Here is a 15,182-nt window from a genome sequence, read left to right on the forward strand (position 1 = left end):
ATTCCATTTAAGTGACAACCGTATTTCAACCGCAGAATTTTGTGGGCATCGGTAAAACATGAGGATTTCCCCCCAGGAGAACAGTTCAAGTGCGGCGTGGGCGAATTAATCGAACGGACGGTTTATCCGCGTAGAAATCGTTTCCATTCGCTCTGGCAGGGCTTCCGGTTTTTGGACGAAATCGTTAATGCAGTTGCCGTGTGCCATGTTTATTGCCGCTGCATTGCGGGATTTTCCGGTTGTGGATTGGAAATAATATGACTGTTTCGGGGGAAACCTTGCCCGGTAGCTTTTTCCAGCCATGTACGGCTTTCCGCGTAAATTGTGCGGGAAGGGATTAAACGGGGGTTTCGGCGTGCGTCGAATAACAGGGTTTTCAGCAGGTTTAATGGAAACCACTTGCACGCATTAATTCGAGTTGTTAGTCTTGCCAAACTTATTAATGACCGTCCCATTCTGATTATCGAAAGGGCGGGCGGGAGCCAGGGGCTAACCCGCCCGGGTTTTTTCTCTGTGCGACTTTTTTAACGGGGCACATCATGCTTGATACGACCATCGACGTAGCCGAAAAGCCGCTCGCTGCCATGGCCGGAATTGGCGACGTTGTCACCCTGAAATCGGGCGGTCCGCGCATGACCGTCATGTATGCCGGCCCGGTAGGCTTTGCCAGCGGTCACTGGCTGATCTGCCAGTGGTTCGACGAGCAAGGCGAACTGCGCCAGGACATGTTCGCTCAGGACATGGTGCAGATCGAACCGCGCTCGATTCCCGCGGCGTTCGTCAAGATGCGCAGCCCGGCTGGCGGAAGGGCCATCGGCAGGGTCTGAGGCGTAGACCCACGCAGACTGCACACGCGCCACAGGCGCGTCAAATACGATGAAGTAGCGGCCGGGCCGGATGCGCCCGGCCGTTTGCTTTAGCGCTGGCCTTCGGCGGCGATACGCACGGCGAGTCCGGCCAGCACCGTACCCATGAGCCAGCGTTGAAGCTTGAGCCAGCCCGGCCGGTCGCCGAGAAACGCTGCAATCGTGCCCGCCGTCATCGCCACGGCGGCATTCACGCTGATCGAAAGCGCGATCTGCACGCTGCCGAGCACGATGGACTGCGCGAGCACGCTCCCGTGATGTGGGTCGATGAACTGCGGCAGCAGCGACAAATACAGAATGGCAATTTTCGGATTCAGCAGGTTCGTGACGAACCCCATCAGAAAGAGCTTGCGCGGGCGGTCGGCGGGCAACTCGCGCACCTGGAACGGCGAGCGGCCGCCGGGCTTGAGCGCCTGCCACGCGAGCCAGAACAGATAGAGCGCGCCGCCCAGGCGCAGCGCGTCGTAGGCGAACGGCACGGCCATGAGCAACGCGGTAATGCCGAAGGCGGCGCACAGCATGTAGAACACGAAGCCGAGCGCGACCCCGCCCAGGGAGATCAGGCCCGCCTTGTGCCCCTGGCAGATCGAGCGCGAGATCAGGTAGATCATGTTGGGTCCGGGCGTGAGCGCCATGCCGAGTGCGACGGCGGCAAAGGCGAGCAGCGGGGCGGCGTGTGGCATGACGAGGCTCCGTGTTGATGTTTGCTTGGGTTGCTGATGGGTGTGAAGGCGACTCGAGCGATGGGCACAACGCTGAGCGCTTCAGCCAGATATAGAACGATCAAAACGATCAAAACGGCGCGGCCAACGCAGCTTGATTCCCGGTGATTATTTCATGCGACGGCAGCGCTTGCGCGCCATGGCCTGAAACGTTGGCCAAACGGATAAGCCGCGACGGCCTCAATGCGGCGAGCGCTTGCTCTCAGTGGCGCGGCTTTCGCGCGCCTGGACCCGGTCGTCGAGCCGGCGCGAGAAGAGCAGCATCCCCAGCCGGCGGCTGCGAATCCTGGTCTGGCCGCCGAGATCCTTCGGCGGATTCGGTTGCAGCGCCCAGAAGAGCGCCAGCAGCCAGCCGAGCAGTGTCCAGCCGAGCACGGCATTGAAGACTGCGATGACCAGCAGGTCGTGACGCTGACGCCTGTCGGCGATCAGCGCTGGGAGAAAGTAGAGCGCGACCACCGCTGCGAGAACGATGATCTCGAAGACGGAACGGCTCACCATATTTCCATTCTCCAGAAAAAAGGGCGGAATATGCCCGAAGGATCATTGTCGCGCGGATTGGCCCTGAGCGCACGCCATGCCCTGGCCGGACGGCCATCACCGGGCGCGAGGGGTGTCGGCCGGTGGGGGTTCGGGTCTATCATCGGGTTTTTCATCGCTGGGAACCCACACCATGATCTCCGACCCGTCCGAGGCCACCCGTCAACTCGACCACGACGAACTGCGCGCCTTCGTCGAACGCAAATGGCATGACGAGATCGTGCCCGCGTTGACCGACTACATCGCGGTGCCGGCCAAGAGCCCGGCATTCGATCCGCAGTGGGCCCAGCACGGCTATCTCGAGCGCGTCGTGCAGGAGGCCGCGAAGTGGGCGGAACAGCAGCCGGTGCGCGGCCTGAAGCTGGAGATCGTGCGGCTGCCCAATCGCACGCCGGTGATTTTCTTCGAAGCGCCCGCCACGCGCTCGGGAAGCAGCGAGACGGTCGTGCTCTACGGCCACCTCGACAAGCAGCCGGAATTCGCGGGCTGGCGCAACGACCTCGGCCCCTGGACGCCGAAGCTCGAAGACGGACGCCTCTACGGGCGCGGCGGCGCGGACGACGGCTACGCGATCTACGCGAGCGTCACGGCGCTCGCCGCGCTCGACGCGCAGGGCAGCGAGCGTCCGCGTTGCGTGGGTCTCATCGAAACCTGCGAGGAGTCGGGCAGCTACGACCTGCTGCCTTATGTCGACGCGCTGCGCGAGCGGCTCGGTAAGGTCGGTCTCGTCGTGTGTCTCGATTCGGGCGCGGGCAACTATGACCAGCTCTGGCTCACCACGTCGCTGCGCGGTCTCGTGGCGGGCGACCTCGAAGTCGAAGTGCTCGAGGAGGGCATTCACTCGGGCTCTTACGGCGGCATTGCGCCGTCCAGTTTCCGCGTGATGCGGCAGCTCTTCGAGCGTCTCGAAGACGCCGCGAGCGGCACGCTGCTGCCCAAGGGTTTCCATTGCGCGATCCCCGCGCAGCGCTTGAGCGAAGCCGAGGCCACGGCGAAGATCCTTGGTGAAAGCGTCTGGAAGACCATGCCTTGGGCGTGCGGCCAGGACGGCCGGCGCGTGCTGCCCACCACCACGGACCCGCAGCAGGCGCTGCTCGACTCCACGTGGCGGCCTTCGCTTTCGGTCACGGGAGCGGCGGGCCTGCCCGCACTCGCCGACGCCGGCAACGTGCTGCGGCCGCGGACGGCGTTCAAGCTCTCGCTGCGCCTGCCGCCGCTAGTCGAGGCTTCGAAGGCCGTAGCCGAACTGAAGGCGCTGCTCGAACTCGATCCGCCGTATAACGCCAAGGTCACCTTCAGGCCGGACGCGGGCGCGGCCAACGGCTGGAGCGCGCCGGAACTCGCTCCGTGGCTCTCGGAAGCGCTCAACGCCGCCTCGCGCACGCATTTCGGCGCGGACTGCGCGTATCTCGGCCAGGGCGGCACGATCCCGCTCATGAACGTGCTGCAGGCAGGGTTTCCCAAGTCGCAGTTCATGGTGTGCGGCGTGCTCGGCCCGAAGTCCAACGCGCACGGGCCGAACGAGTTCCTCCATGTGCCCTACGCGAAGAAGCTCACGGCCACGGTGGCCGAAGTGATCGCCGCCGCGCCTTGAATTGCCCTTGAGCGGCTAGTGGCGGGGAGGGGAAGGCGCGCCGTCTGCAGGCGGCGCGTCCTGTGCAGCGTGCCCGTCACCATGGCATGAGCAGCTTTCGTCGTCGACGGGCTGTTCGAGACTCTTCATGATCCCGCACTCCGCGCTGCTGCTCTGATTGGCATGGCAGCTCTCGCGCAGCGTGCGCAATTGCTGCTCGAGTACGCGCATCGCTTCGATCTGCTGATGGATGCGCTCGATCTGGCTGTCGATCAATTCGTTGACTTCGTCGCAGGGTTGGCTCGGGTCGGCCTGGAAGCGGCGCAGCATGCGAATGTCCGTGAGCCCGATGCCGAGTGACCTGCAATGACGGATGAAGTTGAGCTGCGCGGCATGCACGGCCGTGTAGCTGCGGTAACCGTTGGTTTCGCGCGCGGGCTCGTCCAGCAGGCCTTCGCGCTCGTAAAAGCGCACCGTTTCGACGTCGCAGTGCGCGCAGCGCGCCAGTTCACCAATTCGCATGGTCGCGGCTCTCCCAAATCACTTGACCCTGTAGCGGCTACAGGCTGTTCAATGATTGTGTCACTTTTGGGAGAAACCGGCTATGAACCAGAGCTACGTGTCGCGGCTCGGCATTGCGCAACGCCTTCGCGCGCGTGATGAGGAACGGACGGTGGGCGGCGCTCACGGGTCTGGCGGCGTGGGCGGCGCGTGCGGCGGCCACGGGCATAGGCACGACCAGGATCAAGGACAAGACCATGATCGTGCCCATGGTCACGAGCACGCCCACGACCAAGGCCATGCGCACGGCCACGACAACGATCAGGGGCGCGGTCACGGCCACAACCATGACCACGACAACGAGCACGGCCACGGACAAACCGAGCCGAACAGCCACGCGCACGCCCATAGCTGCTGTCACGGCGACACTGCGCACAGCACGCCGCCGCAAAGTCAGCGCAACACGGCTCCGGCGCCCGAAGGCACGCGCCGCGCTCGCTGGCGCATCCAAAACATGGATTGCCCGACCGAAGAGCGCCTGATCCGCAACCGGCTCGAGTCCCTGCCGGGCGTCGTGCGCCTCGATTTCGACCTGCTCGCGCGCGAGCTGACTGTCCATCATCGGCTCGACGATACACAGCCGGTCGTCGCCGCGCTGCGCGCACTCGACATGGCGCCGCGTGAGTTGGATGAAAGCGCGTCCGCGCAAGACGCCCCGCCTGCGCCGGTCGGTCTCGTACTGCGCCAGAAGCTGCTGCTGGCGGTGAGCGGCGTGGCAGCCGCAGGCGCCGAGGTGCTCGCCTGGCGCACCGGCCGGGAAACCAGCCTGCTCGTACTCGCTTGCGCAGCCATCTCGATCGTGTGCGCGGGTCTGCCCACGCTGCGCAAGGGCTGGATCGCGCTGCGCAACTTCACAATCAACATTTATTTTCTGATGTCGCTGGCGTTGATCGGCGCCATTGCAATCGGCAAGTGGCCGGAAGCGGCGATGGTGGTGTTCCTGTTCGCCCTTGCGGAGGAAATCGAGGCGCTGTCGCTCGAACGCGCCCGTCAGGCCATCCGTGCGCTGACCGTGCTCGCGCCTGAGACCGCCGAAGTCTGGCAACCCAGCGAGGGCGCATCCGGGCAAGGCGAATGGTGCGAGTGCGCGGTGGGCGATGTGGCTGTCGGCAGCCGTGTTCGTGTACGTACAGGCGAGCGCGTGCCGCTCGACGCGCGCGTGATCGCCGGCCGAGCCGCGCTCGATCAGGCACCGATCACGGGCGAAAGCCTGCCTGTCGACAAGGAAACCGGCGCGGTGCTTTACGCGGGCAGCATCGTCGTCGATGGTGTGGTCGAAGCGCTCGTCACCGCGCCCGCGAAGGACAGCACGCTCGCTCGCATCGCCGCGGCGGTGCAGGAGGCGCAGGCGCAGCGCGCGCCCACGCAGCGCTTCGTCGACCAGTTCGCGCGCTACTACACGCCGGCCGTGGTCGTACTTGCCGTGGTGCTGGCGCTGGCCGGGCCGCTCGTCTTCGGCGGCGCGTGGAGTGCATGGCTCTACAAGGCGCTCGTTCTGCTCGTGATCGCCTGCCCGTGCGCGCTCGTCGTTTCGACGCCGGTGACGGTCGTGAGCGGCCTCGCCGCCGCCGCGCGCCACGGCATGCTCGTGAAGGGCGGCGTGTGGCTCGAACGCGGCCGGCTGCTCAAGGCCGTCGCGCTCGACAAGACCGGCACGCTCACACGCGGCGAACCTGTCCTGACCGATGCGCTCAAGGCGCCGATGCGAGCGCTGGTCGGCGCTGGTGCGTCCAGCGAACCGCCGCTTTCGACAGAACACGCACTGCGCATTGCCGCGAGCCTGGACGATGCGAGCACGCACCCCGTCGCTCGCGCGGTGGTCGAAGGCTGGCGGGCGCGTCAGCCGGAGGCACGCCTGCTCGCCGTCGATCAGTTCGCGGTGCTGAACGGTCGCGGCGTGCAAGGCCGCGTCGACGGCACGCTCTGGCGCCTCGGCAATCACCGTCTGGTGGAGGAGCTCGGTTTGTGCTCGCCCGAACTCGAAGCGCAGCTGGCCGCGCTGGAACTAGCGGGCAAGACGGCGATCGTGCTGTGCGCGCCGCAGGAGGCCGTCGCCGTGTTCGCCGTGGCCGACGCGCTGCGTACGGAAAGCGCACCGGCCGTGCGCGCCTTGCGCGCGCTCGGCGTGACGCCCGTCATGCTGACCGGCGACAACGCGTCGACCGCGCGGGCGATCGCCGATCAACTCGGCATCGACGACGCGCGCGGCGATCTGCTGCCGCAGGACAAGCAGGACGCGATCGCCGCGCTCTCGAAGCAGTACGGGATGGCGGCAATGGTCGGCGATGGCGTGAACGACGCGCCCGCGCTCGCACGCGCCGACATCGGCTTCGCGATGGGCGCGGCGGGCACCGCGACCGCGCTCGAAACCGCCGACGTCGCGATCATGGACGACGATCCGCGCAAAATCGCCGCGTTCATCGGCCTCTCGCGCAAGACCGCGAGCGTGCTCAAGCAAAACATCGCGCTTGCGCTCGGCATCAAGGCCGTGTTTCTCGTGCTCGCGATGGCGGGCGAGGCCACGCTCTGGATGGCCGTGTTCGCCGACGTGGGCGCGAGTCTGCTCGTCGTGGCGAACGGTCTGCGCGTGCGCCGGCATTTCGACGGCACGCGCAACGTGTTGAAGCCTTCCGCGCAGGCAAAGCAACGCAACTAACAGCCAGTCCCGCCCGCACGCGCCCAGCGCGCCTCACCAGGGCTTCGCGAGGCGGGCGCGGAGTTCGGCGCGGGTGCTTTCGTCGAACTCGCCGAGAAAGCCGAAGCGGCCGGCAATCAGGGTGGCGGCCGGCACGCCGTCGCGGAACACGATACGGTTGCCGGCGAGCGCGGGCACCTTCTCGCCCGGCAGCAGCGTGCCGAGAAGATTGAGCGGATCGGCGGCGCTCACGCAGACGAGCGCGCCGCCTCCGCCTTGCGCTGCTGCACGCCGCCGCACGTCGCGCAGGAGCGCCACGGCTTCGGGCAGCGCGAACTGTTCGCCCGAAATCCCGGTGACGAAGCGTCCACCTCGTACCTCGCCGCGCGCCTCCAGGCGATGCAGCACGCGCAGCAGATCGCGCCACGGCGGCAGCCACGCCGCCTCGCGTCCGAGCAGGTGCCAGCTGACCACGCCGTAACGGCGCAGCAGCACGTTGGCGACGTGCTCCAGCAGATCCGGGTCGGCGGGCGACCGGCGCGCGGTGCTGGCGGTCGTTTGCCTTGCACGCGCAAGCGCCTGCGAACGCAGGCCCGCTGCTGCGCTCGAAATCGGTCCAGTCGGTCCAGTCGGTTCCGTCGCGACAAGCGCGGCTTCATCGTCCAGATCCGCAACCGGAGTGCTCGACGCATCGGCCAACGCAACACGCCGCAGCGTCGCCCAGCGCCCCGCGTCGGCCATGCCGCCCGCGAGCGGCCCGAAGCCGCGCGGCCGGCGTCTGCCGTGATGCGCGCTGCGCTGCGCCGCCGGCTTCACGAGCGCGCGCAGCCCGGCAAAGCTGTCTGCGTTGACGAGGCCTGCCGCCACCAGCTCGCCGAGCGCGTTCTCCAGTTCGACGCCGAGCAGGTGCGCATCGGCGGCCAGTTCGTCGAAGAACATCGCGCCGTGCCGTATCAGCGCCTCGTACACGCGCTGCGCGCGCGCCGATAGTCCCGCGGTGTCGATCGTTTCGACGAGCGCCATCCAGCGCGCCAGCTCACGGCGCGTAAGCAGCACGACCGGTGTGCTGCGTACCGTCGAAGCGGCGACCGCGCGCGCGGGCAGCCGCGCCCAGGCGAGGCGCCCGGAGCGGCACAGCTCGTCGAGCAGCATGGGCGTGTAATCGTCGATGCGCGCCGGCAGGATCTCGTCCTCCCACGCGAGCGCCGAGGCTTCCCAGCCTTCGAGCTGGTCGAGTACGGCGGCCAGCGCGTCGCGGCCAGAGCCGCGCGAGCCGGGGGCCACGCGTTGCCATTCGAACAGGAAGCGCATGAAGTCGTGACGCTCGACCGGCTCGATTTCGCGCCGCAGCTTGCGCACCGTGTAGCGGTGGATACGCGCGAGCAGATGGCGTTCGCACCATTCCTCCTGGCCGCCGCCCATCGCTTGCGGCGTGAAGCGTCCGCGCATCACGGTGCCTTCGGTTTCGAGGCGCGTGAGCGCGAGCGCCGCCACGCTCGCCTCCAGCGCGAGCGGCCGCGCCACCTGCGCGATCGTGAGCGGTCCGAAGCCCGACAGCCGTGCGCGCACGATCTCGACGAGCGCCGCGTCTTCGGTCCACGTATCCGCGTATTCAGGCGGCGGCGTGAGCGGCGGCTCGCACTGCGCCTGGGGATAGATGGCCTGCACACACGCAAGCCGCTCGATGCCCACCCACAGCGCGTCGTGATCCGAGACCGGTAGCCGCGTTGCGCGGCCCGCCGCCGCCAGATCGGCGAGCCATGCGAGCCACTGCGGCGCCTGCTGCGCCTCGCTTTCGGCGAGAACGCCGAGGCTCGTGAGGGCGTCGTGCATTTCGTCGGCGTCTCGCACTTGCGGCCAGGCTTCTTCGCGCACGCTCGCAATCGCTTCGGGGTCGAGCGCGCCGAGATCGTCGGTGGATTCTGGGTCGCTCCACCGGCGCGACAGCACGGCCTGAGTACGCCGCTCTTCGATCGGGGCGTCGTCGAGGAACGCATAGGGGCGCGCGGTGAGGATTTCGGCCGCGAGCGGCGAGGGCGCGGGCAGTTCGCGCACCACGAGCTTCAGGTCGCCCGCCTCGATGCGCCGCAGCAGCGCGATCCATGCTTCGGTATCCATAGCATCATGGAGGCAGTCGTCGAGCGTCTGGTCGACGAGCGGATGGCGCGGCACTTCACGCTCGCCTGCGATGTTTTCGACGCACGCCACCTGGTCGGGAAACACGGCCGCGAGCAGGTCTTCGCTGCGCATGCGCTGGATCTGCGGCGGCGTCTTGCGTCCGCTGGTCTGACGCGGCAGCGCGAGCGACGTGGTCGCATTCCAGCGCCAGCGCACGCCGAACAGCGGCGCCTCGAGCAGCGCCTGCACGAGCAGATGTTCCGCGGAATTCGAATGGAGATAGCGCCATACCTCGTCCAGCGCGAAGCTGTGCGCACCGGTGAGCGAGAGGATGATGGCGTCCTCGGTCGCGGCGGCCTGCAGCTCGAAGTTGAACTGGCGGCAAAAACGCTTGCGCAGCGCGAGACCCCACGCGCGGTTCAGGCGGCTGCCGAACGGCGTGTGGATCACGAGCTGTGTGCCGCCCGCCTCGTCGAAGAAGCGCTCCATGACGAGCGTGTCCTGGGTGGGCAACACCGTGAGCGCGGCGCGGGCGCGCGCGAGATATTCGACGATCTGGCGCGCGGCGGCATCGTCGATCTCGAGCGATGCGGCGAGCGCCGCCGTGGCGCGATCGACCACGGCGGGCGACGCGGCGTCATCCGTCGCGGCAGCGCTCGCGCTCGCATCGATCAGCGCGGCTTCCACCTGCTTGCGCAGCCGCGAAATCGCGAACGAAAGCTCGTCGCTGCGACCTGGCGCCTCGCCTAGCCAGAACGGAATGCTGGGCGGCTGCCCGCGGGCGTCTTCCACGCGCACGCGGCCCGCCTCGATGCGCAGGATCCGGTACGACGCGTTGCCGAGCTGGAACACGTCGCCCGCGAGGCTTTCGACGGCGAAGTCCTCGTTGACGGTGCCGATCTGCACGCCCTGCGGTTCGAGCAGCACCGAGTAGTCGGCGTTGTCGGGACTCGTGCCGCCCGACGTGAGCGCGACGAGCCGCGCACCGCGCCGCGCACGCAGTGTGTGGCTCACCACGTCGCGATGCAGGTAGGCGGCGCGCGGCCCGTGGCGGCTCGTGTAACCTTCGGCGAGCATGCGCAGCACGGCGTCGAACTGCGCGCGCTCGAGCGCCGCCCATGGCGTGGCGCGCCGCACGAGCGCATAGAGTGCGTCTTCTTCCCAGGCCTCGCAGGCCACTTCGGCGACGATCTGCTGCGCGAGCACATCGAGCGGCGCTTGCGGCAGCGCGAGGCGGTCGAGTTCGCCGCGCCTCACGCTATCCAGCAGCGCCGCACATTCGATCAGGTCGTCGCGCGACGTGGGGAAGATCCGTCCCTTCGGCACGCCGCCGACCTGGTGGCCCGAGCGCCCGACGCGCTGCAGGAAGCCCGCGATCGAGCGCGGCGAGCCGATCTGGCACACGAGATCGACGTCGCCGATATCGATGCCCAGTTCGAGCGACGCCGTCGCCACAAGCACGCGCAGATCGCCGCTCTTGAGCCGCTGCTCGGCGAGAAACCGATGCTCGCGCGCGAGGCTGCCGTGGTGCGCGGCCACGGCTTCGGCGCCCAGACGGTCGGTGAGATGGCGCGCCACGCGCTCGGCCATGCGGCGCGTGTTGACGAAGACGAGCGTCGTGCGGTGCATGGCGACGAGTTCGGCCATGCGGTCGTACACGCGCTCCCACACGTCGTTTGCCATCACGGCTTCGAGCGGCACGGGTGGCATTTCTATCGCAAGATCGCGTTTGCGCGTATGGCCCACATCGACGATCTCGCACGCGGGCGGGTTTGCGTTCGGATCTTGCGCCGCGTCGCCCCTGCCCACCAGAAAGCGCGCGACGGTTTCGATCGGCTTTTGCGTGGCCGACAGCCCGATGCGCAGCAGACGCGCGCCGCACAACGCATCGAGCCGCTCGAGGCTCAGCGCGAGATGGCAGCCGCGCTTGTTGCCCGCGAGCGCGTGAATCTCGTCGACAATCACGCTGCGCGCGCTCGCCAGCATGCGGCGGCCCGATTCGGAGCCGAGCAGCACGTAGAGCGATTCGGGCGTCGTGACGAGGATGTGCGGCGCGCGTTTTCTGAGCGCCGCGCGCTCGGGCTGCGGCGTATCGCCGGTGCGCACCGCGGTACGGATGTCGACCGGGGGCAAGCCAAGCCGCGCGAGTTCCTCGCCGATACCTTCGAGCGGCCGTTCCAGATTGAGCCGGATGTCGTTGGAGAGCGCCTTGAGCGGCGAGACGTAAACGACAAGCGTCGTGTCGGGCAGTGCGCCACCGTTCGCGAGGCCATCGCGCACGAGTTCGTCGAGCGCGGCGAGAAAGGCGGTGAGCGTCTTGCCCGAGCCGGTCGGGGCGGCCACCAGCGTCGCGCGCCGGCTCGCAATTAACGGCCATGCGGCGCGTTGCGCGGCAGTGGGCGCGTCGAAGCTGCGCCGGAACCAGCCGGCCACAGCCGGATGAAAGCGCGCGAGCACGTCGCTTTGCTCGCCGTCTTGACTGGCGGCGGCTGCCGGGGCGTGCGGATCGGATACGGGCGAAGGCGTTGTCATGCGGGCGATGTGCGGCAAAAAAAGCGGCAGAGGCGGCGGCATTGCACGTCTGCCAGTCTCGCAGCTTTCGTGCGCGTCTGCCTGGCGCGGGGCGATGCGGCTGCTGGCGTTGCAGGGTGCAGGCAGGAATGTACGGCCGCCTTGCTGCGTTTCAAGCCGTGACGGCCATCCGGCAGGCGCGGCCCGAACGCAGTATCCTCGCCGCGTTGGACTTTCCCTCGAACCCACGACGGAGTCACACCATGCGTTACAACCCCTTGGGCCGCACCGGCCTGTTCGTTTCGGAACTCTGCCTCGGCACGATGACCTTCGGCGGCGGCACCGGCATCTGGAACCAGATCGGCGATCTCCAGCAGTCCGACGCCGAACGGCTCGTTGGCCGCGCGCTGGACGCGGGCGTCAATTTCATCGATACCGCCGACGTCTACTCGCAAGGCGTTTCCGAGCAGATCACCGGCCAGGCGCTCAAGAACCTCAAGATCCCGCGCGAGCAGGTGGTGATCGCGACCAAGGTGTTCGGCGAAATGGGCTCGTCGCCGAACGAGCGCGGCGCCACGCGCTATCACATCATGGACGGCGTGAAGGCGAGCCTGAAGCGACTGCAGCTCGACCACATCGACCTGTATCAGATTCACGCCTTCGACCCCGTCACCCCGATCGAGGAAACGGTGCGCGCGCTCGATACGCTCGTGCAGCAGGGGCACGTGCGCTACGCCGGCGTTTCGAACTGGGCCGCCTGGCAGATCGTGAAGGCGCTGGGCATTGCGCAGCGCGAAGGGCTCGCGCGCTTCGAGTCGCTGCAGGCTTACTACACGATCGCAGGGCGCGATCTCGAACGCGAGCTCGTGCCGATGCTGGAGAGCGAGGGGCTCGGACTGATGGTCTGGAGTCCGCTCGCGGGCGGGCTCCTGAGCGGCAAGTATGGGCGCGACCAGCAAGGCGAGGCGGGCAGCCGCCGCACGACCTTCGATTTTCCGCCGGTGAACCGCGAGCGCGCATGGGACTGCGTGGACGCGATGCGGCCTATCGCGCAGGCCAAAGGCGTGTCGGTCGCGCAGATCGCGCTTGCGTGGCTGCTGCATCAGAAGGCGGTGACATCGGTGATCATCGGCGCGAAACGCGTGGACCAGCTCGACGACAACATCGCGGCCACGAAAGTGAAGCTCAGTGTCGAAGAGCTGGGCGTGCTGGGCGAGGCGAGCGGACTGCCCGCCGAGTATCCGGGCTGGATGCTCGCGCGTCAGGGCGAGCAGCGGCGCGCGCAGCTGCGGCAATCGCGGCAGGAAGAGGAATGACGCGGGAATGACGCGGGAACGAAGCTGGAATGAAAAGCGCCGGCGGTGGAAGCCGCCGGCGCGGTCTGGCCTGAAACTGGGTCGATCCGGTTGCCCGGACGATCGGTCAGCTCGCCGCCGAGACCTTCAGATGGTTCTTCACCGAGGTCACGCCTGAGACGCCTTCCACGACCTGCCTGGCGTTATCGCGGTCTTCGGCGCTCGGCACGGTGCCCGTGAGCGAGACCACACCCTTACGCGTCTTCACGTGGATGTGCTCGGACTTCACGTTCTTCGCGCCGAGCAGTTCGGCCTTGACCTTGGTCGTGATGGTTGCATCGTCGACGTGCTGGCCCATGGACTCCGAACTGGCCGCGGGTGCGGAGCTGTTCGTCGTGGTCTGCGCACCGGCGAGAAGTGCGAACGTCATGCAAGCGGCGCCAGCCGCGGTCTTGAGGATCAGGATGCGCTTCATGGCTACTCCCTTTCTGGTTGTGGTCGCAGCTTCCCTCCGCAAGGTGCGTGCCTCGCCGCGTCGGTGCTCGCTGCGCACGCCGTTGAAAGCCTGCTGGAAGCCGTCTACGCAGCCCACTATGCGGGATTGCGGCCGATTCACGCGACCCGGTTTCCCCGACCGGCGCGCGCACAAATTTTTCCGCACCGTTGTAAAAATCTCCACGGTGGGGTCGGGAAAAAGGCTCGCGTCGTAGGCGTTGCAAGTGCCGATCCCGTTTCAAAACAGTGCGTTGTAAAAACTGGCATGGCTGTTGCATGAGCGGTGTTACCACTCAATTCAACAAAACGGGATTGCCATGCCTTCCATCGCGTTACACGCGCGCCAGCATCTGGCGCTCACGCCGCGTCTTCAGCAGGCGGTGAGGCTGCTGCAACTGTCATCGCTCGAATTCCAGCAGGAGCTGCGCGAGGCGCTCGACACCAATCCGTTCCTCGAATATGTCCCGCCCGCCTCGGAGACCGGCGAGGCTGCCGAAGCGGCCGACGGCGCAGCGGGCATCGGCTCCGCGGCGGCGCCCGCGGCAGAAGTTCCCGCCATGGCGACCGAAGGCGCCGGCGAGTCCGGCCTCGATGCCGGCATGGCGCAGGAAGCGTCCCCCTACGCAGAGACGTCGTACGCCGAGGCCAGCTACAGCGACGAAGGCTCGGGCTACACCGCCGAGATGCCAACGCCCGGCGCGTTGCGCACGTCGAGCTATCGCGGCGGCGAGGATGGCGATTCCGAGGCCTCCGACTGGGTGCGCGTGCCGGTTACGCTGCGCGAGCAGTTGCATGAGGCGCTGCGCCTCTCGCCGCTCGACGACCTTGACCGGATCGCAACGCAGATCGTGATCGAGGCACTCGACGACGACGGCTACCTGCGTCAGGACCTCGCCGATCTCGCCGATGTGGAGGGCGCGGGCGACGCGCTCGACGAGGACCGTCTGCGCGTGGCGCTGCGGGTGGTGCAGACGCTCGATCGCCCCGGCATCGGTGCGCGCTCGCTCTCCGAATGCCTCGTGCTTCAGCTCGAGGCGATGCCGCATGACACCCCGCATCGCGAACTGGCCTTGCAGATCGTCTCGCAGCATCTCGAACGCCTCGCGCGCCGCGAGCACGGGGAGCTGCAGCGCCAGCTCGGCTGCGACGCCGCTTCGCTGCAGGCCGCGAGTGCGCTCGTGCGCCGCCTCGATCCGAAACCGGGCAACCACTATGGCCGTGCGGACGGCGGCTACGTCATTCCTGACGTGATCGTGCGCCAGGTGCGCGGCAAGTGGGTGGTGAGCGTGAACCCGGCCATCGAGCCGCGGGCGCGCATCCACAAGCTCTATGCGGAAATGTTCGCGCGCTCGGATCAGACGAGCCGCTCGCCGCTCGCTCAGCAGCTGCAGGAAGCGCGCTGGCTGATCCGCAACGCGCACAAGCGCTGCGAGACAATCCTGCGCGTGGGCGAGTGCATCGTCGCGCGTCAGAAGGCGTTCTTCCAGTACGGCGAAATCGCGCTGCGGCCTATGCTGCTGCGCGACGTCGCCGACGAATTAGGTCTGCACGAGTCGACCGTCTCGCGCGCCACGGGCAACAAGTACATGGCCACGCCGCGCGGCATCTTCGAGTTCAAGCGCTTCTTCCCGCGCGAGCTGGAGACGCGCACGGGTGGCACGTGCTCGGCGGCTGCGGTGCGCGCGCTCATCAAGGAAATGATCGACGCCGAAGATCCGCGCGACCCGCTTTCCGACGTCATCCTCACGCAGGAACTCGAAAAGCAGGGCGTGCAGGTGGCGCGCCGCACGGTCACGAAGTATCGGCAGATGATGAAGCTGCCAGCGGCTGAGATGCGCCGGCAGATTTGAGGCATGCGGTTTCTTC

Annotated in this window: 11 protein-coding genes; 5 read left to right on the top strand and 6 right to left on the bottom strand. The window is 67.4% G+C overall.

Annotation, left to right across the window (positions count from 1 at the left end; genetic code table 11):
• Window positions 1-105: 105 nt before the first annotated feature.
• Complete coding sequence (locus AB4Y36_RS23035; protein WP_368684179.1) at window positions 106-405, bottom strand: hypothetical protein; 300 nt, start codon at window positions 403-405, stop codon at window positions 106-108.
• A gap of 134 nt (window positions 406-539) precedes the next feature.
• Here AB4Y36_RS23035 and AB4Y36_RS23040 point away from each other — a divergent pair, with 134 nt between their 5' ends.
• Entirely contained in the window at window positions 540-827 is a 288-nt protein-coding gene (locus AB4Y36_RS23040) for a YodC family protein (RefSeq protein WP_069261973.1), read from the top strand.
• A gap of 89 nt (window positions 828-916) precedes the next feature.
• Here AB4Y36_RS23040 and AB4Y36_RS23045 read toward each other — a convergent pair whose 3' ends face one another.
• Together AB4Y36_RS23045 and AB4Y36_RS23050 are read right to left on the bottom strand one after the other, a co-directional pair.
• Window positions 917-1,549, bottom strand: coding sequence for a LysE family translocator (locus AB4Y36_RS23045; protein ID WP_342946063.1), 633 nt, complete (start codon window positions 1,547-1,549; stop codon window positions 917-919).
• Between the two features lie 219 nt (window positions 1,550-1,768).
• Window positions 1,769-2,089 carry a superinfection immunity protein gene (locus AB4Y36_RS23050; protein WP_368604818.1) on the bottom strand — a complete coding sequence of 107 codons (321 nt, stop codon included), beginning with the start codon at window positions 2,087-2,089 and terminating at the stop codon, window positions 1,769-1,771.
• 172 nt (window positions 2,090-2,261) lie between these two features.
• On the opposite strand from AB4Y36_RS23050, the gene AB4Y36_RS23055 reads away from it, so the two are divergent.
• Window positions 2,262-3,722, top strand: coding sequence for a M20 family metallopeptidase (locus tag AB4Y36_RS23055; protein ID WP_368684180.1), 1,461 nt, complete (start codon window positions 2,262-2,264; stop codon window positions 3,720-3,722).
• A 15-nt stretch (window positions 3,723-3,737) separates the two neighbouring features.
• Here the strand turns inward: AB4Y36_RS23055 and AB4Y36_RS23060 are convergent, their stop codons facing one another.
• On the bottom strand, window positions 3,738-4,223 hold the full coding sequence (locus tag AB4Y36_RS23060) for a Cd(II)/Pb(II)-responsive transcriptional regulator (RefSeq protein WP_342946065.1): 486 nt from the start codon (window positions 4,221-4,223) through the stop codon (window positions 3,738-3,740).
• A 178-nt stretch (window positions 4,224-4,401) separates the two neighbouring features.
• Here AB4Y36_RS23060 and AB4Y36_RS23065 point away from each other — a divergent pair, with 178 nt between their 5' ends.
• The gene (locus tag AB4Y36_RS23065) at window positions 4,402-6,918 is read left to right on the top strand and encodes a heavy metal translocating P-type ATPase (RefSeq protein WP_368684249.1); all 2,517 of its coding nucleotides are present in this window, start codon (window positions 4,402-4,404) and stop codon (window positions 6,916-6,918) included.
• 33 nt (window positions 6,919-6,951) lie between these two features.
• On the opposite strand, the gene AB4Y36_RS23070 is transcribed toward AB4Y36_RS23065, so the two are convergent.
• Window positions 6,952-11,547: a DEAD/DEAH box helicase gene (locus tag AB4Y36_RS23070; protein ID WP_368684181.1), complete on the bottom strand. Its 4,596-nt coding sequence runs from the start codon at window positions 11,545-11,547 to the stop codon at window positions 6,952-6,954.
• Between the two features lie 242 nt (window positions 11,548-11,789).
• On the opposite strand from AB4Y36_RS23070, the gene AB4Y36_RS23075 reads away from it, so the two are divergent.
• Window positions 11,790-12,842 (top strand): aldo/keto reductase, encoded by a 1,053-nt coding sequence (locus AB4Y36_RS23075; protein ID WP_069261967.1) that lies wholly within the window; start codon window positions 11,790-11,792, stop codon window positions 12,840-12,842.
• Window positions 12,843-12,948: 106 nt separating this feature from the next.
• Here the strand turns inward: AB4Y36_RS23075 and AB4Y36_RS23080 are convergent, their stop codons facing one another.
• Complete coding sequence (locus tag AB4Y36_RS23080; RefSeq protein ID WP_069261966.1) at window positions 12,949-13,296, bottom strand: BON domain-containing protein; 348 nt, start codon at window positions 13,294-13,296, stop codon at window positions 12,949-12,951.
• A 337-nt stretch (window positions 13,297-13,633) separates the two neighbouring features.
• On the opposite strand from AB4Y36_RS23080, the gene AB4Y36_RS23085 reads away from it, so the two are divergent.
• On the top strand, window positions 13,634-15,166 hold the full coding sequence (locus AB4Y36_RS23085) for an RNA polymerase factor sigma-54 (protein WP_069261965.1): 1,533 nt from the start codon (window positions 13,634-13,636) through the stop codon (window positions 15,164-15,166).
• Window positions 15,167-15,182 lie beyond the last annotated feature (16 nt).

This window comes from Paraburkholderia sp. BR10936, from assembly GCF_040965735.1.
Taxonomy (GTDB): Bacteria; Pseudomonadota; Gammaproteobacteria; order Burkholderiales; family Burkholderiaceae; genus Paraburkholderia; species Paraburkholderia nodosa_A.